The following is a 24786-nucleotide window of genomic DNA, read 5'->3' as shown; positions in this document are numbered from 1 at the left end:
GCCTGCGTTATAATAGAGTAAAACGAAATCGGGTGAGTGCGTGTTCGCGTCGACCAAGGGTATGAACGTCAAACATTTGTATCGTAACAGCATTCGCTTCAAGCTGCTTTTGTATTTCGTGCTTATTATTCTGATCTCTATCGTGACCTTAAGCGCGGTCGGCAGCACCATGTATCAGCGTTCCATCGAGGAAAGCACGAACGAGCATACGAGTCAGATGATGGGTCAGGTCAAGAACAACATCAGCTTTTACTTCACGGAAATGGAGAACATCATCGAGTACATCGCCCAGGACCGTGAGGTGAGGTCCTTTTACGCCGGACAAACGGGTGACGAATGGGCGCTTCGGGAAGTGATGCGGCGATATGAGGAGCGCCACGGGGAAATTGCCGGCATCCTCTTGGTCAACCGCGCGGGCGGGTGGATCAGCAACCGGTTGGGAACGATATCCCGGGACCGGCTTACATCCGAAGCTTGGTATCGGGAAGCCGCGGAACGGCCGGACGAGCTGCATATGATCAGCAAGCCGATCGGTCGGAATATCAAGGCGGACCATAACTACAGTGCCGACCAAGTGCTGTCGTTCGTGAAAGCGATTAAAGACCCGCTCACGGGAAACATGCTCGGGGTCGTGCTGATCGACATGAAGTTGAATATTATCCAACAAACCATTGAATCGGTTTCTTTGGGCAAAAGCGGATTTATATATATGACGGACCGCCAAGGAGGGATTGTGTATTCATCGGTCAATCCTGTCGTTTACCGAATTAAGGCGGAATGGATGGTAAGCGCTTCCAATGATCTGATTAAGACGATCAACGGGCGTTCTTATCAGATCATGCATACGCCCTTCCAGAACATCGGCTGGAAAATCGTGGGTGTATTCCCGCTCGACGAGTCGCGCAGCGTCATTACGCGACTGCAGTTTTACACGGTGCTTGTCGTACTGGTGACGCTGGTGTTGGCGTTCGCCGCCTCTTGGTTTTTCACGAACTCGATCATCAGTCCGGTACGCAAGCTGCGAAGCTTGATGCGCAAGGTGGAGGAGGGGGAATTGAATCTGCGTTTCCGCAGCCGGTCCAACGATGAAATCGGGCAGCTCGGGCACAGCTTCAACAAGATGGTGCAGGAAATTGAGCGCCTGATTCATATGGTATACACGGAGCAGAAGGAGAAGCGGGAGGCCGAGCTTAAAATTTTGCAGGCGCAAATCAAGCCGCATTTTCTGTACAACACGTTGGATACGATTCAATGGATGGCGCAGGACCGGAAGGCCGACGACATTGTGGAGATCATCGGTGCGCTGACGAATTTGTTCCGCATCGGGCTGAGCAAGGGGCATGAGATCATCCGGTTGTCCGAAGAGCTCAAGCACGTGGAGAGCTATCTGATCATTCAAATGGCGCGTTACGAAGGAAAGCTGAACTACGAGATTCGCGTGGCCGAGGAGCTGGAGGGCTGCAGCGTGCTGAAGCTGATCCTTCAGCCTCTGGTTGAGAATGCGATCTACCATGGCATCAAGACGAAACGGGGCAGCGGCCGGATTCGAATCGAAGCGGTCAAGGAGCAGCATAAAATCCGGCTTCGCGTTGAAGATGACGGACTCGGGATGAAGCCGGAGCAAATCGAGTATGTTCGAATGGGGCTTCAGGGCTCTGAAAACCCGGAATTTAAGAGCGGGTACGGCCTTTTCAACGTTCATGAGCGAATTCGGCTTACGTATGGGTCGTCCTACGGGGTGCAGGTGGAGAGCGAATATGGCAAGGGAACGTGCATCGATGTCTATTTGCCGTTCGTGAAAGCTTAACTATTCGTGCTGAAAGGCAAGAGGGGGATCCTATTGATGTGGAAGCTGATGATCGCGGATGACGAGCCGAAAATTCGCAGAGGGCTCAGACAGGTGCTCCCTTGGGAGGAGCTTGGCATTGAAGTGACGGGGGAAGCGGAGGACGGACTCGATGCTTTGGAAAAGGCTCAAGCCTTGAAGCCCGACCTTATATTTGTCGATATCTGCATGCCGTTTATGGATGGGCTCTCCTTTATCGAGCAGCTTCGCTTCGATTCCGAGGGGGCGCTCGTGATCGTGATTACCGGACACGACGAATTCAAATACGCGCAGCAAGCCGTTAAGCTGAAGGTGTTCGATTACATCCTGAAGCCGGTCGAGAAAGCGGCGCTGCGGGAAGTTGTGGAGAAGGCGCTGCGGGTTCTCGATCAGAACAAAACGAAAAGCGAGCGGTTCCATTGGGCGAACCATCAGCTGCAAAGCAATTCCAATCTGATCCGCGACACCTTCCTGCGCAAGTGGATGGCCGGCGTGCTGTCTCCGGTTGAGATTCAAAGTACAATGGCGCATTTGAAGCTGCCGGTCGGAGCGAACCGCATGGCCGTATTTAAAGTGCTGCAGAGCACGAACGTGGGCGCGGTGAAACGCGATTGGAACAAGGATCTGCTCGAATTCGCCGTGAAAAACATTATCGAGGAGGTTGTCGCCGCGCTAGGCGAGCATATCGTTTTCTCCGATGATAGGGGCCATGTCGTCGTGCTCTCATCCCTCGAACGGGATCATGATTGGATGCTGGTATGCGGTTCGATTCAAAGTAAGATCGAGGAAATCCTATCGAAAATCGTGGTCGCCGCGGACCGGCTGCTGGAGCCGGATGTTTTGGCGGCGGAGCGTATCTATCATGATCTGGTGCGGGAGGTCGGGATGAAGGTCAACTTTTCCCCGATCGTCATGCTCGCCCGCAAATACGTCGATCAGTCGTTTGCCGAGCCGAATTTAACGCTGCAGGACGTAGCCGACCATGTACGCGTCAGTCCGACGTATTTGAGCAAGCTGCTTAAGAAAGAGGTTGGCCTTTCATTTATTGATTATATAACCGAGATTCGTATTCGCAAGGCGATGCTGTATATGAACGATCCCAATTATAAAGTGTACGAAATCGCGGAGAAGGTTGGCTACAACAGCCAGCATTACTTCAGCAACGCGTTCAAAAAAATAACGGGCGTATCGCCGATGTCTTATCGTAAAGGGTGTCGTACATGACTAGCGGCAGGGCCAAACTGGCGCTCATCGTTTTCACCTTATTTATACTCATGGTCAGCTTCATATCGTCCATACGCGGCACGAGCGGGCAGAAGGTGCCGAAGGATCAGGTTCAATACTTGGTCGGTGTCTCGCAGCCGAATCTGATCGAGCCGTGGCGGATCGTCATGAACGAGGAGATCAAGCGTGAGGTCGCCCGGCATAGCGACCTGCGCGTCATTTTCACGGATGCCGCGAATGACAGCAAGCAGCAAACGGACGATGTGCACAAGCTCATGGGCTACGGGATCGATCTGCTGATCATTTCCTTGGACGATCCGATTCTGCTGACCCCGACCATTGCGGAGGTGTACGCCAAAATTCCAGTCATTGTGCTGGGGCGGGGTGTGACCGGCTACGATTATACGCTATACATCGGGACCGACAACCGCTTGATCGGCAGCAAAGCGGGCGAATACGTGAAGCAGCTGCTCGGACCGAGCGGCGGCAGCATTGTAGAAATCCAAGGCGTACAAGGGTCACCCACGGTGGAAGAACGCAGCTTGGGCTTCCGTGAAGCGCTCGCCGGACAGGATAACCTTCGCTTGCTGCATACGGTGTACGCGGACTGGCAGCGGGACCGTGCCGAGGACGAAATGTCAGCCGTATTGATGCGCAGTCCGCGCATCGACCTTGTTTTCGCGCAGAACGACGCCATGGCGCTTGGGGCTTCGCGGGCGCTGCAGCGGAGCGGTCTGCAGGATGTGAAAATTATCGGCGTCGACGGGGTCAATAGCGAGAACGGCGGATTGCCGCTTGTCAAGAACGGCATTTTGTCCGGCACGTTCACCAGTCCGACCGGGGGCGGCGAAGCGATCCGGTATGCCCTCGATATTTTGAATAAGGAAAAGGGTATTCCGAAGAAGGTGATTTTACGCAGCTATCGCATCACCCCGGATAATGCCGCAGCCTTCGAGCAGCGCTTGGCCTCGTATCCGGCGATTTCCTCGCCATTTACGGAGGAGAGGCATCAGCTCAAGATCGGCTTTGCACAGGTCGGAACGGAAAGCGGCTGGCGGCTCGCGCATACGAATTCGGTAATGGCCGCGGCGAAGGAGGAAGGGTTCGAGCTGCTGTACGAGAACGCCGACCAGAGTCAGGCGAAGCAGGTGGAAGCGATCCGTAAGTTCATTCAGGCCCGCGTCGATATCATCGTGTTCTCACCGGTCGTGAAGACGGGCTGGGACCAGGTGCTGCAAGAAGCGAAGCAGGCCGGCATCCCGGTCATCTTGTCGGACCGTGAAGTCAAGACAGAGGACGATTCCTTATGGACGTCCTACATCGGCTCGGATTTCGTGGAGGAAGGCCGGCGTGCGGCACGATGGCTCTTGCAAGAGCTTGGAAGCCGGGGACGAAAGGTTCAGATCGTCGAGCTGCAGGGGACGGAGGGCTCCGACCCCGCGGCAGGACGCAAGCAAGGCTTCGAGGAGGTTATCGGCAATGACTTTAACTTTCAGCTGATCGAATCGCTGAAGGGTGATTTCACGCTGGAGTCGGGCCGAGCGTTAATGTCGGAGGCGCTGCAGCGGCGGGGCGGCGATATTCAGGTTGTGTATGCCCATAACGACGATATGGCGCTTGGTGCGATGCAGGCCATTGAGAGATTCGGCTTACAGCCGGGCAAGGACATCGTGATCATATCGATCGATGCGACCAAGACGGCGCTCAAGGCGCTTGCTACGGGAAAGCTGAACTTCGTCGTAGAATGCAACCCCCTGCTCGGCCCGCAGCTGATGAAAGCCGTCAAGGATCATAAGGAGGGCAAGGAGCTGCCGATGAAAATCATCACGTCGGAGGGCGTATTCACCCAGGATTCGGCCAAGCGCGAGCTGCAGAGCCGGGAGTATTAATAGGCTTCCCGGCCATCCTTCTGCTGCTTGTCCTGCGCTTGCTCAGGAAGCTTAAGTCCGTTCGTTGCAACTGCGATGTGGAGTAAGATCGTATCCCCAAAGCTTAGGTGTACCGATATTCTTTAAAATGTATACGCTTTCAATTACTTGCGATTATTTCCTATACTCCAATCTTTATTCATACTGTTGACAGTCGTCTTTCGATCGTTTTTTAGCAGGTCACCCGGAAGGATAGAAAGTCAAATCAAAAACCGGTCCAATGGTGAAAGGAGAAAGAACAATGAGGGCTACCGACTTATCTGCCGCCGAATTGCTATCATTTCAGTCGAATGAGGGGAAAATTTTTTTTAAAGATCGGCGAACCATTTTTGTCGGGGTCGATGCCTTAGGTACCTTGCGTAAAGATCTGATTTCCGCTCTGGGCATGGATCGGGCGAAAGGTTTTTTGCTCCGGTACGGGTGGCATTGCGGAACCAACGATGCGAGGTACGTCAAGGATGTATTTGCATGGGAGGAGGAAACGGAATGGCTTCTGGCGGGCCCGAAAATTCACGGAGTTACAGGAAACGTACTGGCCGTTCCGATCGAGATTCGGGGAAACCGCGAAACCGGGGAATTTTACAGTGAAGGGTATTGGCACCATTCTTACGAGGCGGAGCAGCATTTGGAGTATTTCGGCTATCATCATGAGCCGGTTTGCTCGACCCTGATCGGTTATGCCGGCGGATACGGCAGCGAATTTTTAGGAAGGAAAGTCATTTTTAAAGAAATCGAATGCATAGGCAAAGGCGACCGGCATTGCCGATATGTGGGGAAACCTGTCGAAGAATGGGATGCGGAAATCAATCCGGAATTACCTTTCTACAAAGAGGAGAATCTAGCGATAGAGCTAGATAGAGCTTACCGCCGGATAGAAAAACAGAAGGAAGTGTTGAGCAACGCCTTAAGCATCAATGAAAAATTGTCAAAAATACTGATTCAAGGCGGAGGTTTGTCCACGATCGTCAAAATTTTGGCTCAGAATCTTCGTACAACGGTTGTCCTGGAGGATAAAAATTTCAACCTGCTTGAATCATTCGGCGAGTATACGCCTCATGATATCTTAACGTTTATTCAAACTTCGGGCGGGAAGCAGGCACAACGGATCCAGCGGTTAATGGATGAAAAAAGAACGGTTCATCTTTCCGTTCCCGGACAGTTCGGTTGGCAGCATGAACGCTTAATCTCTCCCGTTCTACTGAAGAATGAAGTATGCGGGTATCTTTCATTGGTCAAACCGCTCGACCCGTTTGATGAAATCGAAACCATTTCGCTGCAGCGCGCCTCTACGATATGTGCGGTTCAATTTCTGAATGAACGGACGGTCATTGAGGCGGAACAGCGCATGAAAGGGGAGTTTCTGAACGAGCTTCTCATCGAAAATCCGAATGTGGAAAACTTATCCTACCGAATGAAATTGATGGGATACGATCTGGACAAGCCCCATTATGTATTTGTCTTCAGCCTGCAGCACCGTTATGAAAGCCACGTTCAACAGCGGGACACCCATTTCATGGAATTCAAAAAAAGGATCGCGGAAACCATACATAGTCAATTGAAATCGTACGGGAGAAATGGTCTCGTTTCTACCAGGCTCGATAAAATCATTTCCGTCATACCCGAAGTGCTGTTGACTCAGATGAAGCTTGATCCGAAATCATTCGGCGAATTGTTGGTGAATATCGTCAATGCCAACTATGCGGATTTCAGGATTACGCTCGGTGTCAGCTCTCTTTGCAAAGGGATAGGCTCGTTTCGGAACGGATATGAGGAAGCCAACAAATCCATTGGAATAGCGCATTCGAGAGTAGTGAAGTCGAATGTCATTACCTTTGATGAGCTCGGATCGCTCGGAATTATTCTCCACGCCAAAAATGCGCAAGAGCTGGAGAGCTTTGCCATGAGATTGCTTAAGGATTTATTGGCCTACGATAAGGAAAAAGATGCCGAGCTTTTAAAAACGCTGTACCTATTTTTGGAAAACCAAGGAAATATTCATCAGACGTCGCGCGAAATGATGATTTCGATCGGCGCAATCCGATATCGTCTAAAACGCATTCAGGAGATCAGCGGGATCGACCTGACAAGAGCAAAGGATTTTTTCGATACGCATTTGGCGCTGCAAATCCTTATGTTTTACGGAGTATTTGAATTGTAGCGAAATGAAGATGACCTCTATGCTGCGACAGTGCAGACATAGAGGTATTTTTGTTAACGGGATTTAGACGCTTCGTATAAAGTGCCAATGCTTTTTTTGTACGAATCGATTAACCGATGAAGTGCAAAAAGGATTAAGAACTTAACCTAAATGCACATTGAATATTCCGAATATTTAAAATAGTATGGAGCTGTGAAGATCAACAAATTATTGGAGGTGAGTTTTTATGCCAACCAGCCCGTTTAACCCTTCGCTTCAGGAGAAGGTTTTCAATTCACAGCTGCCGCAGCTTCAAGCGGAAAAACTGCGCAACCAAATCCGTTATGTGTATGACCGATCCGAGTTTTACCGGCGCAAATTGGATCAGGCCGGAATTAGCCCGGAGCATATTCAGGGACTGCGGGATTTAGCCAAGATTCCTTTTACAACCAAAGATGAACTGCGGGAAAGCCAGCTTGCGGCTCCTCCATTGGGACTTCATGGAGCCGTTCCGATGGAAGACATCATCCGGATCCACGCTTCTTCCGGGACGACCGGCCGCCCGACGTATGTGGGAATCACGGATAGCGATCGTGAAGTGTGGAATGAAATCGTCTCCCGGGTCATGTACACGGGCGGGATGAGGCGTGAAAGCCGGGTCGTCTTTGCCATGGGATTAACCTTTTTCGTCGGTTCTTCGGCCAAAGAAGGCATCGAACGGCTTGGTGCGACATTCATTCCCATCGGAACGGGGGCTTCTGACCGGGTGATCAGCTCCATCATCGATTTGAAAGCGGATGTGATGCTTTGTACCCCGTCCTATTCCTTTTACTTGGCGGAGCATGTCAGGAACAAATGGGGAATGGAGCCGAAGGAATTGGGACTGAAGCTCATCTCAACCGGCGGAGAACCGGGGGGCGGAATGCCCGAAATTCGCAGGAGAATTGAGGAGGATTGGGGATGCAGGGTAGTCGAGGCGATGGGCAACGCAGATATGGCTCCGGTTCTGTTCGGCGAATGTTCGGAGCAGAACGGGATGCATTTCGTCGCTCCCGACTACGTAATTTGTGAAATCATTGATCCGGAAAGCGGTCAACCCATCGAGCTGTCCCAAGATTGCGAAGGAGAACTGGTTTATACGGCAATTGACCGTCAATGCGTACCCTTATTGAGATTTCGCACCAGGGACCTCGTTCGCGTGGAAACGGCGCCGTGCTCCTGCGGATTGAACAGCTTCCGCATCCGCTGCATCGGCCGTACCGACGACATGCTGATCGTGAGAGGAGTGAATGTTTTCCCAAGTGCGATACGTGATGTGATCAGCATGTTCCGGCCGAAGACAACCGGGGAAATTCAAATCCTTTTGCATCAGCCGCCTCCCTTAGTGAATCCACCGCTGCCTGTACTTGTAGAACATGGAAATGGGCTGACAGAAGAGGAGCTGCATCGGTTAAAGTCGGAGCTCGAAAATGAGCTTCGCACAAAACTGTTTTTCTCGGCAAATATTGAGCTCGTTCCCCCGGGAACATTACCGCGGTTTGAAATGAAGGCCAAACTTGTTAAAGAAATGTTCAAATAGCGAATGGAGGGTTGAACGTGTCGCAATTTACTGTTGATATCGACACAGGGGGAACGTTTACCGACGGTTTCTTCACCCAAGGCGGGAAATACGAAACCGTCAAGGTAGACACGACTCCGCATGATTTAACCGTTTGTTTTAATCAATGCATTGCCGAAGGAGCGCGCCGGTTCGGGTTTGAGAATGTGGGAGATTTTCTGTTGCAAACCAAGACGATCCGTTTATCCACGACCGTCGGAACGAACTCGCTGATCCAGCGTACAGGGCCCAAGCTTGGTTTGATTGTGACCGAAGGTTTTGATCGCTCGCTTTATCAAGAGAAGAACCCCGTTCTTAACTTCCTTGTCGAACCGGAATTAGTGGTTGGGATTCGCGGGAAAGTGGCGGAGGACGGGAGTATTAGCGTAGAGGTCGACGAGGATGAAGTTCGCAGCGCCACGAAAAAATTGCTGGATGCGGGCGCGCGCGCCTTCGTAGTCAGCCTGAAAAACGCCCACCTCAATACAGATAACGAGCGCAAAGTGCGAGATATCATTCAAACGGATTTTCCTACCCACTATTTGGGGGCGAAGTCCGTCCTCTTGGCAGGAGAAATCAGTCTTCGGGCCGATGACGGAATTCGAACCAACGCCGCGATTGTAAACGCTTACCTTCATCGCGACATGGTCAAATACCTGTATAAAGCGGATGAAGGCATACGGCAGCAAGGGTTGACCAACCCGCTGCTCATTGCGCACTCGAACGGCGGGGTGGCCAGGGTGGCTAAAACCAAAGCGATCGATACGTATAACTCGGGCCCGGCTGCAGGATTGATGGGAACGCAATATGTAGGACAACAATATGGAATCGATAACATCCTGACCCTGGATGTCGGCGGTACCAGTACAGATGTCGGCTTGATCTACAACGGGAAGATGACATTCGATACCGCTTCCTCGATTGCCAAGGTGCCCGTTCATACACCTTTAATACATGTTCTTTCCGTAGGCGGGGGCGGAGGATCGATCGCCAAGGTAACGAAGGAGGGCAAGGTTCAGGTCGGTCCTGAAAGCGCAGGGGCAGTACCCGGGCCGGCTTGCTTCAATCTGGGAGGCTCCAAGCCAACCGTGACGGATGCGGCCGTCATTCTAGGACTCATCGATCCGGAGTTCTTCCTTGGAGGGAAGAAGAAGCTTCACGCCCAAAAATCACATGACGCGATCCAGAGGTCGATCGCCGCTCCTCTCCATATTTCCGTTCGGGAAGCAGCCGGCCTCATCATCGATGAATTAACGACGATCGGTTCGGAAGCTTTAAAGAGCCTTGCTGCAGAAAGGGGATACACACCGGAAAACTTCGTACTCTTCTCCTTCGGAGGCGGCGGCGGCTTGTTTTGTGCGGACATGGCCCAAAAATGCGGAATCAAACGTATCTATACGTTCCCTTTCAGTTCTGTGTTCAGCGCTTTCGGTCTATCCACAGCCGACATTAACCATGTCTACGAAACTAGAAGCCGTTTTCAAATCCGGGCGAATGAGGATTCGGCGGATCCCGCGTTGCATTCCGAGTTGTCGGAAAAGCTGGGCATCATGAAAAATTGGGCATACCGCGATATGCGTGGCGAAGGATTTAGCCAGGAAGAGGTTTGCTTCGATATCGAAGTGGAGGTAACGACAGCAGACGGGAAGAAGCGGGGTATATATCCGCTGCCGTTCTCTACTGTTGAAACGCAAGCAAACGCCAAAGAAATAAACGAATATTTGCAAGGGTTGTGCCGGACATGGAAGGCTTCCGAATTGATCGTTGAATTTATTCGTCTCCGTGCTCAGGCTCCCGTCTCCCATTATCGTTTGCCGGAGGCAGCGATGTCCGACAGCAATCCTCTGCCGGCGCAAAAAGGGTTCAGATCGATCGGAATGGGAACGGATCAATTCGAGGCGCGCATTTATGATTTATCGCTTTTGAAGCCTGGCAATGAGATTGCCGGACCGGCCATTATCGAGAGTAACGATACGACGATTTTCATTCCGCCGAACGCCGGCTACCGGATGGATCAACATTTGAATGGAATCTTGGAGGTGTAACCGTTTTGAGACGCCAAATTACAGAGTATCTTGACATTGAGCTGCAGAAGGAAATGTGGGTATGCCGCTGCTGCGGCCATGAACTGATTTCCGCCAGAGAAAACTACAAAAAAGGGTGCCTCCTTTACGATCGCGACCCTCATGATATTCACCCGCCTGTCATTGACGAAACGTATACGTTTTCCGCGGACCCGAATTGGATGCGTTATGTTGAGTTTTATTGCCCCGGGTGCGGAACGATGATTGAAGTGGAAGCGCTTCCTCCCGGTCATCCGATCACGCATGACATTGAGCTGGATATCGACCGCCTGAAGGAAAAGTATGTACAGGCCAAGGAGGGATAAAAACATGTCGATTCAGCAAAAGAAACAAGCAACGATCGATATCGATATCGGCGGTACCTTTACGGATTGCTTTATCCGATACAAGGATAAGTCCGTTATTGCGAAAAGCCCGACCACAGGCTACGATCTATCCGTTTGTTTTATGAAATCGATTGAAAAAGGGGCGGCGGAGCTCGGCCTGACCACGGAGGAATTACTAACGGATACGGAAGTGATTCGCTATTCGACAACGGTGGCCATGAACAAGCTGATTCAGCGCAAAGGACCCAAGCTGGCATTGATAACCTCCGAAGGGTTCGAAGACGTCACCTTTATCGGAAAAGGCAGCCAATGGCAGGATGGCATCAGCTCCCAAGAAGCCCGCAATGTAGCCAAGGTGGACAAACCACAGCCTTTGATTCCGCGCGAGCTTGTCGTAGGCGTCAAAGAGAGAATTGATTCGAACGGGAACGTGGTGCGTCCGCTGAATGAGGAAGATTTTCGCAATAAGCTCCAGTATCTTGTCGACCAAGGCGTCATGGGATTTGTCGTTTGCTTGCTTTGGTCGTTTAAAAATCCGGTGCATGAACAGCGGATCAAACAAATCATTAAAGAGGATTATCCTGAATTTTTCTTGGGGAATATGCCGGTTTTCCTTTCCCATGCTGTGCTGCCCAAACGTTTTGAATACAGCAGGGCCAATGTAACGATTCTCAATGCCTATTTGCATCAAACGATCGCGGAGGAATTGGCCGGCATCGGGGATGAGCTTCGTGACCTGGGATATGACCGCTCCTTGCTCATGGTGTATAACACGGGCGGAATGGGAGAGGTGTACCGGACAGCCGCTGTCAACACCTACAATGGCGGTCCCGTATCCGGCGTTATCGGCAGCAGCTACATCGGCAAGCTTTACGGCTACGACAACGTCGTGTTTTCCGATATGGGCGGAACCAGCTTCGATCTTGGCCTTGTCGTGGACGGCAGCACCCGATTTTATCAATTTCACCCTGTGATTGACCGATGGCGGGTGGATTTGCCGATTATTGAAACCAAATCCATAGGAGCCGGCGGAGGATCGATTGCTTGGATCAATACGCTGCTCGGCAACCGACTGGAAGTCGGGCCGCAGAGTGCGGGCTCTTTCCCGGGACCTGCAGCCTTCGATCAGGGGGGAACCGAGCCTACCGTCACGGATGCCGATCTCATCTTGGGATATATTGATCCGGATTATTACCACGGCGGCGAATTGACGCTGAACCTGGAGAAAGCGCGGAAGGCGATTCACGATAAAATAGCCCGGCCGTTAGGAATCGACGTAGTTGAAGCGGCGGCGTTGATTAAGAAGATCGTAGATGGAAATATGGGAAATATCATTCACAAGGAAACGGCCCTTAAAGGCTACGACCCCAAAGATTTTGTCCTGTTTGCCATGGGCGGAGCCGGAGCGACGCATTGCTGCGGATACGGATTTCACGCCGGCATTTCCAACATTGTCGTCATGCAGCAATCTCCTGTATTTTGCGCGTTTTCTTCCAGCTTGATGGATGTCAAGCACATCTATGAGGAATCCAAACATATTATTTTGCTGAAGCCGGGAACCAAGGAATTTCTGGCGGATTATGACAGCTTCAATGAAGTCGTATATCGCTTGAAAGACAAAGCGCTGCGCGATATTCGCGGCGAAGGCTTCAAAGAGGAACAGGTGGTATTTGAGCTGGAAGCGGATATGAAGTTCGGAGGACAGCTCAATGTGAAGCGAACGAAATCTCCAGTTCTGACGCTGGAGAGCCGGGAAGATGTGCAAGCCTTATGGGATCAATTCACCAAAGAATATTCCAATGCGTACAGTCCGTTAGGGGTCTATCCGGAAGGCGGCGTCGAAATCGAGAACATTGTGCTTCATGCTATCGTAGTTCAGCCGAAATATGAACTGCCTGAAGCGGTCCCTCAAGGCACCGACCCGAGCGCCGCCTGGAAAGGAAAACGGGAAGCGTATTGGGAGGAGCTGAAGGAATACCGCAATACGGATATTTACCAGATGGAGAAATTGAGCTGCGGCAATGTCGTCAGCGGTCCGGCGATTATTGAATCCAGCAACACGACCGTGGTGCTGCCGCCCGGCGCTGCCTATACCGTCGACAAGTATCTTAACGGGCTCATTACGAAGACCGATGCCGCTGTACCGGATGCCATTCGTTCGGCAGATCGCATCTCCATCGTGTAACGGAACCATTATGATGAGGAGGGGAACAGACAATGCCGCTTGATTTGGAGATTAACGAGAGGTTCAAGCCTGAACCGCGGTCAGATTTCGAAACGGAATGCATGGAACGGCTGCAGCCCGGAGAATATGAGATCTACAGTGAAAAGCTGAACAATATCGTGTTGGAGGGCAAGGAAATACTTACGCGGGTCGGCGTCTCCGGCTTCTTCCATTCGGGGGACCTGATTGTCGGTCTCTACACGGCCAAGGGAGACTTGGTCACAGCCTACTGCGGGGTGTTTCTCCACTCCGTAACGACGCAGATTGCCATCAAATATATTCTGAAATACTTCAAGGACGATCCGACCGTCGGGATTCGCGAAGGGGACATTTTTTACGCCAATGAGGCGCTGTATGGCGGCGTGCATAATCCCGATCAGGCGGCCGTCATGCCTATTTTCCATGAGGGGGAACTGGTAGCCTGGGCCGCCACCGCCGTACATCAACCGGAAACGGGTGCCATCGAACCGGGAGGAATGCCGGTTACCGCCCGGACCCGATACGATGAAGGCATGAAGCTGCCGCCGATGAAAATCGGAGAAAATTATCAAATCCGCAACGATATTTTAGAAATGATGGCCAACATGGTGTCCCGTGCGCCGAGAATGCAAGTGATCGATACGAAGGCTCGGGTGGTTGGCTGCGACCGCATACGGGTGAGGATTCAAGAGCTGATTAAGGACAAAGGGATTCATGTCGTAGTCGGCGTGATGCGGAAGATGATTGAAGTGGCCGAGGAAGCCGTCTACAAGCGCCTGGAAAGCTGGGAAGACGGAACATACAGGTCCGTCGCTTTCTTCGACACCATCGGCACGCAAGATTCTTTGATTCGCTGTTTCCTTACCTTGAAGAAGGAGGGCGGCAAACTAACCTTTGACTTTACGGGAAGCTCCCCGGAAAACGACGGATCGTTCAACTCCTTCGCCCATATCGTGAGGGCACACAGCGCGATTTACTTGTTCGGCGTGCCGTTCGCCGATTTGCCGACGGCTTCAGGCATCTTTTCGCCCATTGACTTTGTCGTGCCGCTCGGCACCTACCTCAATGCCAACTGGGATGCTTCCGTTGCGAATTCACCGGTCAGCAACAGCGGAACCATGGCCGTCATCGGGCACGCCATGGCGAAGCTGCTGTTTGCCAGCGGGCAGCATGATATTGCGACAGCCGTTTACGGCTGCAGGGGATCCAGTTTTGTCGTGGCCGGAGTGAATCAATGGGGCGTGTCGTTTGCCGACATCCTGGCTAACGTCTTTAATAGCGAGGGAGGAGGAGCTCGCACAGACCGGGACGGAATCGACAGCTGGGGATTCCCATGGGGATGCTGGGGCAAAGGGCCGGATGTGGAGGATATGGAAAATGAACAGCCTCACCTGCATCTGTTCTTCAAGCATCTGCAAAACTCCATGGGGTTCGGCAAGTACAGAGGCGGTTCCGGCGCGACGATCGGCGTGGCTGTACAGAGTGTGCCCGCTCTAGTGTATCAATCGAACAGCAAAAACCATAAGGTTCCGACCTCGCTAGGCTTGTTCGGAGGGTATCCTCCCGCTACCCACCCGGGTTTATCCTTGAAAAATACGGACTATTTCGAAAAGGCGGAGCGCGGCGACGGAGATTTGCCGTCCGACGTCATGGAGCTTGTAAAAGACCGCACGATTCAAGGAGATTATAAGGTCGAAGGAAATATAAGATTCGCCGAAGTATTCGGGCGCGGGGACATTTTTATCGGAAGCTCTTCCGGAGGCAGCGGTTATGGCGACGTGCTCGATCGCGATTCGAAAGACGTCATTTCGGATTTGCGCAAAGGCATGATTTCAGACGAGGTGGCGAAGCGCTTGTATAAGCTCGTGTATAATTCATCCACATGGGCCGTCGACGAAGAAGCCACTGTGCAAGCGCGGAACGATGAGAGGGACGCGCGCAAGAGACGGGGCAAGAGGTATGAGGATTTCGTAGCGGAATGGTCGAAACATAAACCGTCAGAAGATGCTCTATCCTATTATGGCGCTTGGCCTAACGCAGAGCCTACACGTAAGATCGTGAGAATCTGAATGTTCATCGGGGGAGGAGTCGTATGAACGTCAAAGAGTTGGTAAAAAACGCGCTGCGCTGCCGCAAAGTGCCTCGCCCACCGTTCATCCCGCTCATCGGTTCGTATTTGACGAGGGTCGATCAATATTCTTTGAAGGAAACATGGAGTGATCCGGGGCTTCTGCATCAAGCGCTGCGAAATACGCAGCAATTATTGAATTACGATGCGGTCGTGATGCCGCTCGACACATCGCTGGAAGCCGAAGCTTTCGGTTTGCCGGTGCGGTGGGACGGCGGAAAGCCGGAGATCGGGGGGCGTCTTTCCAGGGAGGAGCCCCCTCCCTTTGACTCCGAGGCCTGGCTTGGACGGGGGAGAGTCCCGGTCTTTATCGAAGCGGCCACACGGTATGCCCAGGTTGAAGGCAAACAAATTCCTCTGTTCGCGTCCGTTTCCGGTCCGTTATCGGTTTGGAGCGGGCTTTACGGCCGGCAAGCGGGAAGCGACGAAGGGGCTGATCTATCCGATCTTCCGCACCTGGAGACCGTTGTTCAAGCTGTGATTGCCTTATGCAGGGAGTATGCGGAGGCGGGTGTAGACGGAATTATTGTAAATGAAGGGAGCAGCGGCGCTTCACAAGAAAGTTTAGTCGCCTTATCGGGGGTATACAAACCGATATTTAACGTCATAAGACATTTTAATCTGCCGGGGGTATTAAGGAGTCCTCAACAGACGGAAGGAAATCGGTTTCCCTTCACATCGTTGGGGGCGGACGCTTGCATTTGTTCGTTACATCCCCATTCGGGCGGGGAAAATATACGGGGGGCGATCGGAATTCCGCTGAAACAAGACTTCTGGTCTGAAGCTTCGGACTCCTTGCCGGTCGTCGGCTTTGGCTCCGCGTTCAAAAACAAAGGCGTATTTCTAACGACGGAATCCCCGTTGGATCAAGAAGATATCGATTTATTGGATCTGCAGGATAGGATTGAACAAATATTGACGGATGCCTACTGGAACGGCTGATGTGAATAGGAAATGAAGATGCCCGGTTGAAGACCCATCCACAGTTTTTAACTTTTGAATGCACGAGAGTGCTGCATATTCTGCGTCCTCAGCGACAACGATATGAAATAGGGCTACATTGTCGGTGAGGATCGCTTCTTTTTTTATCCTATCTTGCTAGAGACGTCTACGACCGCCCTCGAACAAGTTTTGGCCTATTATCTTTGTTGACAAGCTCTTCAGCTAAATGTGAGAAGACCTCCCCAATGAGAGAATCTTCATCATAAACAGATGAACCGGTATTTTCCTCTGGCTGTGCAAAAGGAATTTTGGCGATTACCTCGGTTTGCAGCTCCGACGCAAGTGTTTCACCGCCACCTCTTCCAAAAAGGTAATTCTTCGTTCCAGCTTTGTCTTCATAATAAGACATATTTTCCACGATGCCTAAAATTTCATGTTTGGTATACTTCGCCATGGCACCTGCTCTTGAAGCGACAAAAGAAGCTACATTATGTGGAGTGGTCACAATGATTTCTTTGGCTTGAGGAATCATGGCAGCTACATCAATCGCGACATCACCCGTACCGGGAGGTAAATCAAGAAGCAGGTAATCTAATTCTCCCCAGTGGGTATTCCCAAGAAAATTCCGGATCCATTTGTTGAGCATAGGCCCGCGCCACATCACTACATTGTTATCCGGTGCGAAAAATCCCATTGACATGACTTTAATACCGTGACTAACGGGAGGGATAGCCGTCTGGTCAATCATGGTTGGCTTCTGGCTGATTTGCATCATGGCCGGGATACTAAAACCGTATATATCTGCATCTAATATGCCTACTCTTTTGCCTAATCGCGCCAATGCGGCTGCGAGGTTAATCGTTACCGTTGATTTTCCTACACCGCCTTTTCCGCTAGTTACAGCGATAAACGTTACACCGGAATCCGGACGTAACATTGTGGGCATTCCTCCTTCAGATGTAGATTCTTTTTTTAACGACTGGGTTAAGGCAGCGCGCTCTTCATTCGTCATCGAACTGAATGATAAGGAAATGTCTGCAGCGCCGATGCGTCTGAGAGATTCTTCGATATCTTGCCCAATTTTAGCTTTCAAAGGGCAGCCCTGGATGGTTAATACAACTTCCAGTCCAATTCGGACACCATCGATTTTGATATTTCTTATCATATTTAAATCAACAATGCTTTTATGAAGCTCAGGATCTTCTACATGCCTGAGGGCTTCTAAAACATTTTCGTTTGTCAGCATACGATCATTCCTTTTCTAATAGAAGGGGTCAAATCCAATTTATGAAAGAAACCTTTTGTCTAAATAAGACGAAAAGGTTCCTTTCAAGCAGGATTTAACAATTATTTTTTAATTTATTCTTCTTTTAATCCTTTGCCTAAACCTTTCATGAAATGAATACCGAATCCGATTGCACGGTTAATATCCGGATCATTTAATACTTTTACAAGGTCAAGCATGCCTATTTTTTTATTGCTTTGCAAGTGCTTGCTGCCTTCATCCAAGCCTGATGACAAACTGCCTGCCAGTTTTTTTGTCAGTTCCGGATCAAGGCTGGTTAATGCGCCTGCCGCACCCATAAGATTATTGATCATATTCGTTACGGGTTCACGGGTTATTTGTCCCAGGGCAATTTTTGCGATTTTTTCTTTGGCCTGAAGCATAGCGTTTGCAGCTTCAAATACGCCGATGTCGTTCAGTTCACCAACGATATCCAATATTTTGTTTATGGCTTGTTCGTTATCGGCAAGCAGTGTTTTTAAATCTTCCAGCCTTTGCTGCCGCCGCTCTTCTTCGGTCCATTCTTGCTTTTGAATGGCTGTAATTGGTGCTGCCATATACGTTCCTCCTGTCTAGTTATTGGTTAAGTGGACATACCCCGGGCGATCCCACTTGCGCTGAACCTCGACGCCATTTTGGGGATGACGTTTTTTGTTGCGCGGGTTCGTGCGCGGCAGAGGGTTTTCTCCGTCTACACGCAGCACTTCCAGACGAACCTTGGTTTGTTTATATGCAGGTGTATTGGTGCGTTGGTCGACCGCAGGACCGGTTAAGAAATTAATCGCTGATTCCTTATCTACCGAGTTCATCGGCAGGAAGATTTCATTTGCTTTCACGCGATCCGTTACAAGAGCATGTAATTTAAGCGCTCCGAATGGGGATACCAAACGAACGAGCGAACCGTCTTTAATTCCGCGTTCTTCCGCAAGCTCCGGAGAAACCTCAACGAAAATCTCAGGCACTTTGGATTGAATGCCTTTTGATTTGTTCGTCATATTACCTTCGTGGAAATGCTCGAGCATACGGCCGTTATTGATGTGAAGGTCGTACTCTTCCGGGAATTCGGCCGGGAGCACCCAATCAGATAGGGCAAAGCGGGCTTTCTTATCCGGAAAGTTAAATCCATCGACATAAAGAAGCGGCGTGCTGACACCATCAAGGCTTCCCCATAAGAAACTATTCCAGCCTTCAAGCACTTCGTAATTGGCTTCTCCGAAAATTGGAGATAAGCTTGCCATTTCTGCAAATATTTCGCTTGGGTGGCTGTAGTTCCAGTTTTGGCCCAGACGGTTTGCGACCTCTTGCACAATCCACCAGTCGGGCTTGGAATCTCCCAGCGGAGGAAGGGCTTGATACAACCTTTGTACACGACGTTCGGTGTTTGTAAATGTCCCATCTTTCTCAAGAGATGGAGTTGCAGGCAGCACAACGTCTGCGTACTGTGCTGTTTTGGAAAGAAAAATATCCTGAACGACAAAGAAATCAAGACTGGATAAAATATCGTGCACATGATTGGAATTGGAGTCGACAAGCGCCATATCTTCGCCGACAAGATACATGGCTCTCATCTTGCCTTCTTCAATCGCATGAAGCATTTGAATGTTATCGAGACCTGGTTTGCCATCGATTTTCACGCCATATGCTTGTTCAAATTTGGCACGGGCTGCATCATCGGTGATGTGCTGATATCCTGGGAGCCAGCCTGGAAGAGTCCCCATATCACAAGCGCCTTGTACATTGTTATGGCCCCGAAGCGGGTAGGCGCCGGCGCCTGGACGACGGTAGTTTCCTGTCGCAAGCAGCAAGTTCGAAATCGCGGCGGAAGTATCGGATCCGCCCGTGTTTTGGGTGACGCCCATACCCCAAAGAATGCAAGTACCGTCTGCATCGCGAATCATTTCAGCTACTTGAATAAGCGTTTCTTTTGAAATTCCCGTAATTTCTTCTGCGTATTCGAGCGTATATTTCTCAAGCACAGCCTTGAAATCATCGAAGAAGTTAACATTCTCATCAATAAAGGTTTGATCGTGCCAGTCTTGATCGATGATATATTTGGTAACCGCCATAAGCCATACTTGGTCTGTACCTTGCTTAGGACTGATAAAGATATCAGACCGCTCAGCCATTTCATTTTTGCGAAGATCCGCAACAATTAGTTTTTGCCCATGAAGCTTGTGTGCACGCTTGACACGAGTGGCTAATACCGGGTGACCTTCTGCCGGATTTGCGCCAACGATGATAACCAGACCTGCTTGCGCAATATCTTTAATCGTACCTGCATCGCCGCCCATACCTACCGTGCGGAATAAACCGTCTGTTGCAGGAGATTGGCAATAACGTGAGCAGTTATCGACGTCGTTCGTTTCGAAAACTTGACGTGCTAACTTTTGAATCACATAATTTTCTTCATTTGTAATCTTGGAAGAAGAGATAAAGCCAATGGAACGATTTCCGTATTGTTGTTTAATCGCACCTAATTTGCTTGCGACTAAATCAAGCGCTTCATCCCAGGTGGACTCGACGAATACGCCGTTTTTACGAATTAACGGCTTAGTGAGACGTTCTTCAGCGTTAACGAAGTCCCAGCCGAACTTCCCTTTTACGCAAGTTGAAATGGCGTTGACCGGTGCATCGGAAGTAGGTTGAACTTTAAGAATCTTGCGACCCTTCGTCCAAACTTCGAATGAACAGCCTACGCCGCAGAAGGTACATACGGTTTTGGTTTTTCTCGTACGCGTATCGCGCATCGCCGCTTCTACTTCCGAAATGGCAAAAATACCACTATAGCCCGGCTCAACTTCTTTGACCAGATCGATCATCGGTTCGAGAACGTCCTCTTTCAATCCAGTCATAAATCCGGCCTCGCCCAGCATCGATTTCTCCATCAACGCGTTACATGGACAAATAGTGACACATTGCCCGCAGCTAACGCAGGAAGAATCGTTAATTGCCGCTCCATCATCCCATATCACGCGGGGACGCTCCGCTTCCCAGTCTATGGACAGAGTTTCATTGACTTGAAGGTTCTGACAAACCTCAACGCATTGACCGCAGGCGATACACTGGTTAGGGTCATAACGGTAGAACGGGTGGGACATATCGACTTCAGATACGTCTGCTTTTGGGGTATAGGGGTATTTTTGGTGTTCAATCTCCATCAGCTCAGCCGTGTTATGTAACTTACAGTTTCCGTTGTTATTGTCACATACCGTACAGTAGAGCAGATGATTTTCTAATAAGCGATCCATCGCTTCAGTTTGAGCCTCTTTGGCGCCTTTCGATGACAATTCAATGTTCATACCGTTCATAGCAACCATGGAGCAAGAACGTACAAGCTTTCCGTCGACTTCTACGATACAGGTATCGCAAGTTTGAATGGGATCTACCTCTGGAACATAACAGATTTGCGGATGCTCGATCCCATTTTGATTAATGATTTCCAGAATGGTTGAACCGGGAGCGGCTTGATACCCTTTGCCGTCAATTGTAATTCTAACCATGCTATCGTTCATGGTTCTACTTCCTCCTTTTAGACAAATAAAAAAACCACCATAATCAAACACGCCTGAGGTAACAGGAGGCCATGTACGATCATGGTGGAATAGTTCATTAGCAGATCTTGCTAACACACCAATCCATTATAAGCGAATGAAATAATAGAATCATAACAGGGTAAATATCATGACTCCATCTTTATCGGTTACTATTATAGCGCTTAGTTAGCGTATTAACAATACAAAAAACTATTTTTTGGAATACGCAGTTTCGGACGCCGCTCTTTTTTTTTCTCAAGTGTTGATTTATGATAAGAAAATTAATAAAAAGCCAACAGTAAAATTTTATATCAATCGTTGAACAAGGAGAATGGTGTCATGTCAAAAATGGTTCATGAATTTAATGATATTATTCGAAAGCTTCGCAAAGATTTGTTTGGCAAGGGGCCGGAGCGTATTCATACCGTATTTGTCGAGAACATGGCCGTTTCCACGCTGTACGGAAATTTGACGCCTACAGAGAAGTTTATTGCAGGAACACCGGACGGTACGGATATGGTCCATATCGCCAGAACTAAAATGATTCAACAAGTGTATTCGAATAATCTTCCACAAGGCTTGGAGGATATCGTGGGCGCCAAATTGGTTCACCTGTTTTCGGATATGAAGGTAGAAGAAGATATTGCCGTTTCCGTTTTTGTCTTTGATAAAAACATCGAAGTGGAGAGGGGGTAAAGAGCATGAAACCCATCGAGGTGAAAAGGGAAGTCCTTCGTTTTGTTAATGGTCATGCCGAGAAAGTTGAGGACAGCATTGTAACGGAATATCCGGTTACGGTGAAAATTAACGGACAGGAATTTGTTACGATGGTTTGTACGCCAGAATTTATAGAAGATATGGTCATCGGTTTTTTGGCGTCTGAAGGGATTATCAGGAAATACGAGGATATTGACAAAATATGGATACAAGAAAGAGAAGGCTTTGTCCACGTGACAACAACCAAAGTCAATTCGTATTACCGTGATTTTCAAAGCAAACGATATATTACCTCCTGCTGCGGGATGAGCAGACAAGGATTTGTTTTTGTAAACGATGCGTTGACCGCCAAGAAGATGGAGGATATTCGTGTAAAAATTTCCATCGACGATTGTTTTCGGTTAATGAATGATCTGCAGCAATCTGCGGATACTTTTCATCATACTGGCGGGGTCCACAATGCGGCTTTATGTGATGCGAACGGAATTGTTTTAAGCCGGATGGACATAGGAAGACATAATGCTTTGGACAAAATTTATGGTTATTGTTTGAAGAATGACATTTCCATCGGTGACAAAATCATCGTTTTTAGCGGTCGTATCTCCTCCGAAATTTTATTGAAAGTTGCAAAAATAGGCTGCGAAGTGATATTGTCAAAGTCAGCTCCGACAGAATTGGCATTACAGCTGGCTGAACAGTTGGGAATTACCACAATAGGCTTTATCCGTAATCATTCGCTAAATGTGTATACGTGTCCGAATCGGATTCTAACTATTTGATATACAGAAGTGAGGCCATCCACATGGAAGATGTTGTGTTGGATAAACTGCAGCGCCCCTTAAGGGATTTGCGGATATCGGTTACCGATCGCTGCAATTTTCGCTGCCGGTATTGCATGCCGGAGGAAATATTCGGTCCGGACTATGCTTTTTTGTCTGATGATAACATTTTATCGTTTGATGAAATTGAAAGATTATCACGGATTTTCGTCTCTTTAGGCGTAAAAAAATTGCGTATTACCGGAGGAGAGCCTTTGCTGCGCAAAGATCTCCCCGCACTTATCAAGCGACTGAAGCTAATCGATGGGGTAGAGGACATTGCCTTAACCACTAACGGTTCATTACTTAAGAAATTTGCAGGTGATCTATACAATTCCGGCTTATCCCGTGTGACGGTAAGTCTGGATTCGCTGGATGAAGAGCGTTTTGCTTATATGAACGGAAATCGAAGCAGGGTGAAAACGGTTCTTGAAGGCATGCAGGCCGCGTCAGAAGCGGGAATGAAAGTTAAAGTAAACATGGTGGTCCAAAAAGGAAAAAATGACCAGGACATCATCCCGATGGCACAATACTTCAAAGAGAAGAGATATACCCTGCGCTTCATTGAATACATGGATGTCGGGAATTCCAATGATTGGAAATTAGATGAAGTGGTGTCCAAACAAGAGATTATCGAGTCGATTAACGAGCGGATGCCCATTGAACGAATTCCTGCTAATTATAACGGAGAAGTGGCGGCCCGGTATCGTTATACAGATCGTGATCAGGAAATGGGAATTATTTCGTCCGTGACAGATTCCTTTTGTTCATCCTGCACAAGGGCCCGCCTCTCGGCAGAAGGAAAACTCTATACTTGCTTATTTGCTTCCAAAGGCTATGATCTCAGAGAACTGCTCCATTCCGGGCAAAATGATCAAACGATTGCCGCCGCCATCTCGGCAGTTTGGAATCATCGTTCCGATCGCTACTCAGACGAACGATTAAGTTATACCCATCCTAAGGTATCTCCTAAAGTGGAAATGTCGCATATCGGGGGATAGGAAAATGTCCAAAGAGGATTGCCGTTATCTTCATTTTTTGTTATGATGAACAACGCCTGCATATACGTTTGTATATGAGGAATGGAAGGTATGCAAGTTCTGTATATTTTCTATTCTAACGACAGTGATGATTGATAGCCTTGTAGGAGAACGTGTGCAAGGAAATTAAGCAGCATTCGAGAACCCGCACCTTGTGTAGGGATTCTTGGTGCTGCTTTTTTATTTAAAAATGGAGGATTGGTTTGGCTATGTCATTTCATGTACCCGGAAAAATCGCCGGCATGGCGATTGAGGCAGGAGTCCAAAAGACGAGGCTGTCTCTGCCTACGATGCTTATGCTTGGTTTTTTGGGAGGAGCATTCATTTCATTAGGTTTTTTGCTTGATATTCGGGTAATCGGCAATTTGCCGCAACATTGGGGGAGCCTGTCCAATTTGCTGGGAGGCATCGTTTTTCCTTTGGGACTCATATTAGTTATTCTGGCAGGCGGAGAACTCATTACAGGAAATATGTTATCCGTGTCAATTGCACTTTACGCGCGGAAAATTTCTTTGAAACAGTTACTGAATAATTGGTTTTGGGTAACATTGGCTAACTTTGCCGGTGCTCTTTTTGTTGCTTATTGTTTCGGACACGTGGTCGGATTGACCGAGTCCGGGCCCTATTTGGGTAAAACCGTGGCCATAGCCCAGGCGAAATTACAGGACTCTTTTGGACAAACGTTAATTTCTGCAATTGGTTGCAACTGGCTTGTTTGCCTTGCGATTTGGATCGCTTATGGGGCGGACGATATCATTGGGAAAATTGTCGGGATGTGGTTTCCGATCATGGCCTTTGTCGCCATTGGCTTTCAGCACGTTGTCGCAAATATGTTTGTGATTCCGGCAGCGATTTTTGCGGGGCATTTTTCATGGGCAGATTTTGCAGGGAATATTGTTCCTGCTTTTATAGGAAATGCAATTGGCGGTGCTGTATTTGTCGGGTTTGCTTATTTCTTTTCTTTCCAAAAAAGTTTAAAGGAAAAAGGGATATAAGGAG

At 49.3% G+C, this 24786-nt stretch carries 17 protein-coding genes; 14 read left to right on the top strand and 3 right to left on the bottom strand.

What is annotated here, in order from left to right:
- The first annotated feature begins 40 nt into the window (after positions 1–40).
- The 10 genes from PVA01S_RS19530 (at position 41) to PVA01S_RS19485 (ending at position 16394) form a co-directional block, all read left to right on the top strand.
- Complete coding sequence (locus tag PVA01S_RS19530; protein WP_196426826.1) at positions 41–1807, top strand: sensor histidine kinase; 1767 nt, start codon at positions 41–43, stop codon at positions 1805–1807.
- Positions 1808–1843: 36 nt separating this feature from the next.
- Entirely contained in the window at positions 1844–3049 is a 1206-nt protein-coding gene (locus PVA01S_RS19525) for a response regulator (RefSeq protein ID WP_127608968.1), read from the top strand.
- Positions 3046–4938 carry a substrate-binding domain-containing protein gene (locus tag PVA01S_RS19520; RefSeq protein ID WP_164751909.1) on the top strand — a complete coding sequence of 631 codons (1893 nt, stop codon included), beginning with the start codon at positions 3046–3048 and terminating at the stop codon, positions 4936–4938. Before PVA01S_RS19525 ends, PVA01S_RS19520 begins: the two co-directional genes overlap by 4 nt.
- A 280-nt stretch (positions 4939–5218) precedes the next feature.
- Complete coding sequence (locus PVA01S_RS19515) at positions 5219–7135, top strand: XylR N-terminal domain-containing protein (protein ID WP_164751908.1); 1917 nt, start codon at positions 5219–5221, stop codon at positions 7133–7135.
- A gap of 226 nt (positions 7136–7361) precedes the next feature.
- The gene (locus PVA01S_RS19510; protein WP_054797056.1) at positions 7362–8693 is read left to right on the top strand and encodes a phenylacetate--CoA ligase family protein; all 1332 of its coding nucleotides are present in this window, start codon (positions 7362–7364) and stop codon (positions 8691–8693) included.
- Positions 8694–8710: 17 nt separating this feature from the next.
- The gene (locus PVA01S_RS19505) at positions 8711–10756 is read left to right on the top strand and encodes a hydantoinase/oxoprolinase family protein (RefSeq protein ID WP_127608966.1); all 2046 of its coding nucleotides are present in this window, start codon (positions 8711–8713) and stop codon (positions 10754–10756) included.
- A 5-nt stretch (positions 10757–10761) separates the two neighbouring features.
- Positions 10762–11100, top strand: a complete 339-nt coding sequence (locus tag PVA01S_RS19500) for an acetone carboxylase subunit gamma (RefSeq protein WP_196426827.1) — start codon at positions 10762–10764, stop codon at positions 11098–11100.
- A 4-nt stretch (positions 11101–11104) separates the two neighbouring features.
- Positions 11105–13306, top strand: a complete 2202-nt coding sequence (locus tag PVA01S_RS19495; RefSeq protein WP_164751907.1) for a hydantoinase/oxoprolinase family protein — start codon at positions 11105–11107, stop codon at positions 13304–13306.
- A gap of 32 nt (positions 13307–13338) precedes the next feature.
- Positions 13339–15393 carry a hydantoinase B/oxoprolinase family protein gene (locus PVA01S_RS19490; RefSeq protein WP_127608965.1) on the top strand — a complete coding sequence of 685 codons (2055 nt, stop codon included), beginning with the start codon at positions 13339–13341 and terminating at the stop codon, positions 15391–15393.
- Between the two features lie 23 nt (positions 15394–15416).
- On the top strand, positions 15417–16394 hold the full coding sequence (locus PVA01S_RS19485) for a uroporphyrinogen decarboxylase family protein (protein ID WP_127608964.1): 978 nt from the start codon (positions 15417–15419) through the stop codon (positions 16392–16394).
- 166 nt (positions 16395–16560) lie between these two features.
- On the opposite strand, the gene PVA01S_RS19480 is transcribed toward PVA01S_RS19485, so the two are convergent.
- The 3 genes from PVA01S_RS19480 to fdhF form a co-directional block, all read right to left on the bottom strand.
- Positions 16561–17640: a P-loop NTPase gene (locus PVA01S_RS19480; protein ID WP_127608963.1), complete on the bottom strand. Its 1080-nt coding sequence runs from the start codon at positions 17638–17640 to the stop codon at positions 16561–16563.
- A 113-nt stretch (positions 17641–17753) separates the two neighbouring features.
- Complete coding sequence (locus tag PVA01S_RS19475) at positions 17754–18236, bottom strand: helical membrane plugin domain-containing protein (RefSeq protein WP_127608962.1); 483 nt, start codon at positions 18234–18236, stop codon at positions 17754–17756.
- 15 nt (positions 18237–18251) lie between these two features.
- Positions 18252–21191, bottom strand: coding sequence for a formate dehydrogenase subunit alpha (gene fdhF, locus PVA01S_RS19470; protein WP_127608961.1), 2940 nt, complete (start codon positions 21189–21191; stop codon positions 18252–18254).
- A gap of 360 nt (positions 21192–21551) precedes the next feature.
- Between fdhF and PVA01S_RS19465 the strand changes: the two genes are divergently transcribed.
- The 4 genes from PVA01S_RS19465 (at position 21552) to PVA01S_RS19450 (ending at position 24782) form a co-directional block, all read left to right on the top strand.
- Entirely contained in the window at positions 21552–21908 is a 357-nt protein-coding gene (locus PVA01S_RS19465) for a Na-translocating system protein MpsC family protein (RefSeq protein WP_127608960.1), read from the top strand.
- Positions 21909–21913: 5 nt separating this feature from the next.
- On the top strand, positions 21914–22708 hold the full coding sequence (gene fdhD / locus PVA01S_RS19460) for a formate dehydrogenase accessory sulfurtransferase FdhD (RefSeq protein ID WP_127608959.1): 795 nt from the start codon (positions 21914–21916) through the stop codon (positions 22706–22708).
- A 23-nt stretch (positions 22709–22731) separates the two neighbouring features.
- Entirely contained in the window at positions 22732–23748 is a 1017-nt protein-coding gene (moaA, locus tag PVA01S_RS19455) for a GTP 3',8-cyclase MoaA (protein ID WP_127608958.1), read from the top strand.
- A gap of 248 nt (positions 23749–23996) precedes the next feature.
- Positions 23997–24782, top strand: coding sequence for a formate channel (locus PVA01S_RS19450; protein ID WP_127608980.1), 786 nt, complete (start codon positions 23997–23999; stop codon positions 24780–24782).
- Positions 24783–24786 lie beyond the last annotated feature (4 nt).

Source organism: Paenibacillus validus NBRC 15382 (genome assembly GCF_004000985.1).
Taxonomy (GTDB): Bacteria; Bacillota; Bacilli; order Paenibacillales; family NBRC-103111; genus Paenibacillus_G; species Paenibacillus_G validus.
This window is presented reverse-complemented; position numbering and strand designations above follow the sequence as displayed.

Coding starts and splice junctions, on each gene's coding strand:
- PVA01S_RS19525 (WP_127608968.1), top strand. CDS start 1,844: ATGTGGAAGCTGATGATCGCGGATGACGAGCCGAAAATTCGCAGAGGG.
- PVA01S_RS19520 (WP_164751909.1), top strand. CDS start 3,046: ATGACTAGCGGCAGGGCCAAACTGGCGCTCATCGTTTTCACCTTATTT.
- PVA01S_RS19515 (WP_164751908.1), top strand. CDS start 5,219: ATGAGGGCTACCGACTTATCTGCCGCCGAATTGCTATCATTTCAGTCG.
- PVA01S_RS19510 (WP_054797056.1), top strand. CDS start 7,362: ATGCCAACCAGCCCGTTTAACCCTTCGCTTCAGGAGAAGGTTTTCAAT.
- PVA01S_RS19495 (WP_164751907.1), top strand. CDS start 11,105: ATGTCGATTCAGCAAAAGAAACAAGCAACGATCGATATCGATATCGGC.
- PVA01S_RS19490 (WP_127608965.1), top strand. CDS start 13,339: ATGCCGCTTGATTTGGAGATTAACGAGAGGTTCAAGCCTGAACCGCGG.
- PVA01S_RS19485 (WP_127608964.1), top strand. CDS start 15,417: ATGAACGTCAAAGAGTTGGTAAAAAACGCGCTGCGCTGCCGCAAAGTG.
- PVA01S_RS19480 (WP_127608963.1), bottom strand. CDS start 17,640: ATGCTGACAAACGAAAATGTTTTAGAAGCCCTCAGGCATGTAGAAGAT.
- PVA01S_RS19475 (WP_127608962.1), bottom strand. CDS start 18,236: ATGGCAGCACCAATTACAGCCATTCAAAAGCAAGAATGGACCGAAGAA.
- fdhF (WP_127608961.1), bottom strand. CDS start 21,191: ATGAACGATAGCATGGTTAGAATTACAATTGACGGCAAAGGGTATCAA.
- PVA01S_RS19465 (WP_127608960.1), top strand. CDS start 21,552: ATGTCAAAAATGGTTCATGAATTTAATGATATTATTCGAAAGCTTCGC.
- fdhD (WP_127608959.1), top strand. CDS start 21,914: ATGAAACCCATCGAGGTGAAAAGGGAAGTCCTTCGTTTTGTTAATGGT.
- moaA (WP_127608958.1), top strand. CDS start 22,732: ATGGAAGATGTTGTGTTGGATAAACTGCAGCGCCCCTTAAGGGATTTG.
- PVA01S_RS19450 (WP_127608980.1), top strand. CDS start 23,997: ATGTCATTTCATGTACCCGGAAAAATCGCCGGCATGGCGATTGAGGCA.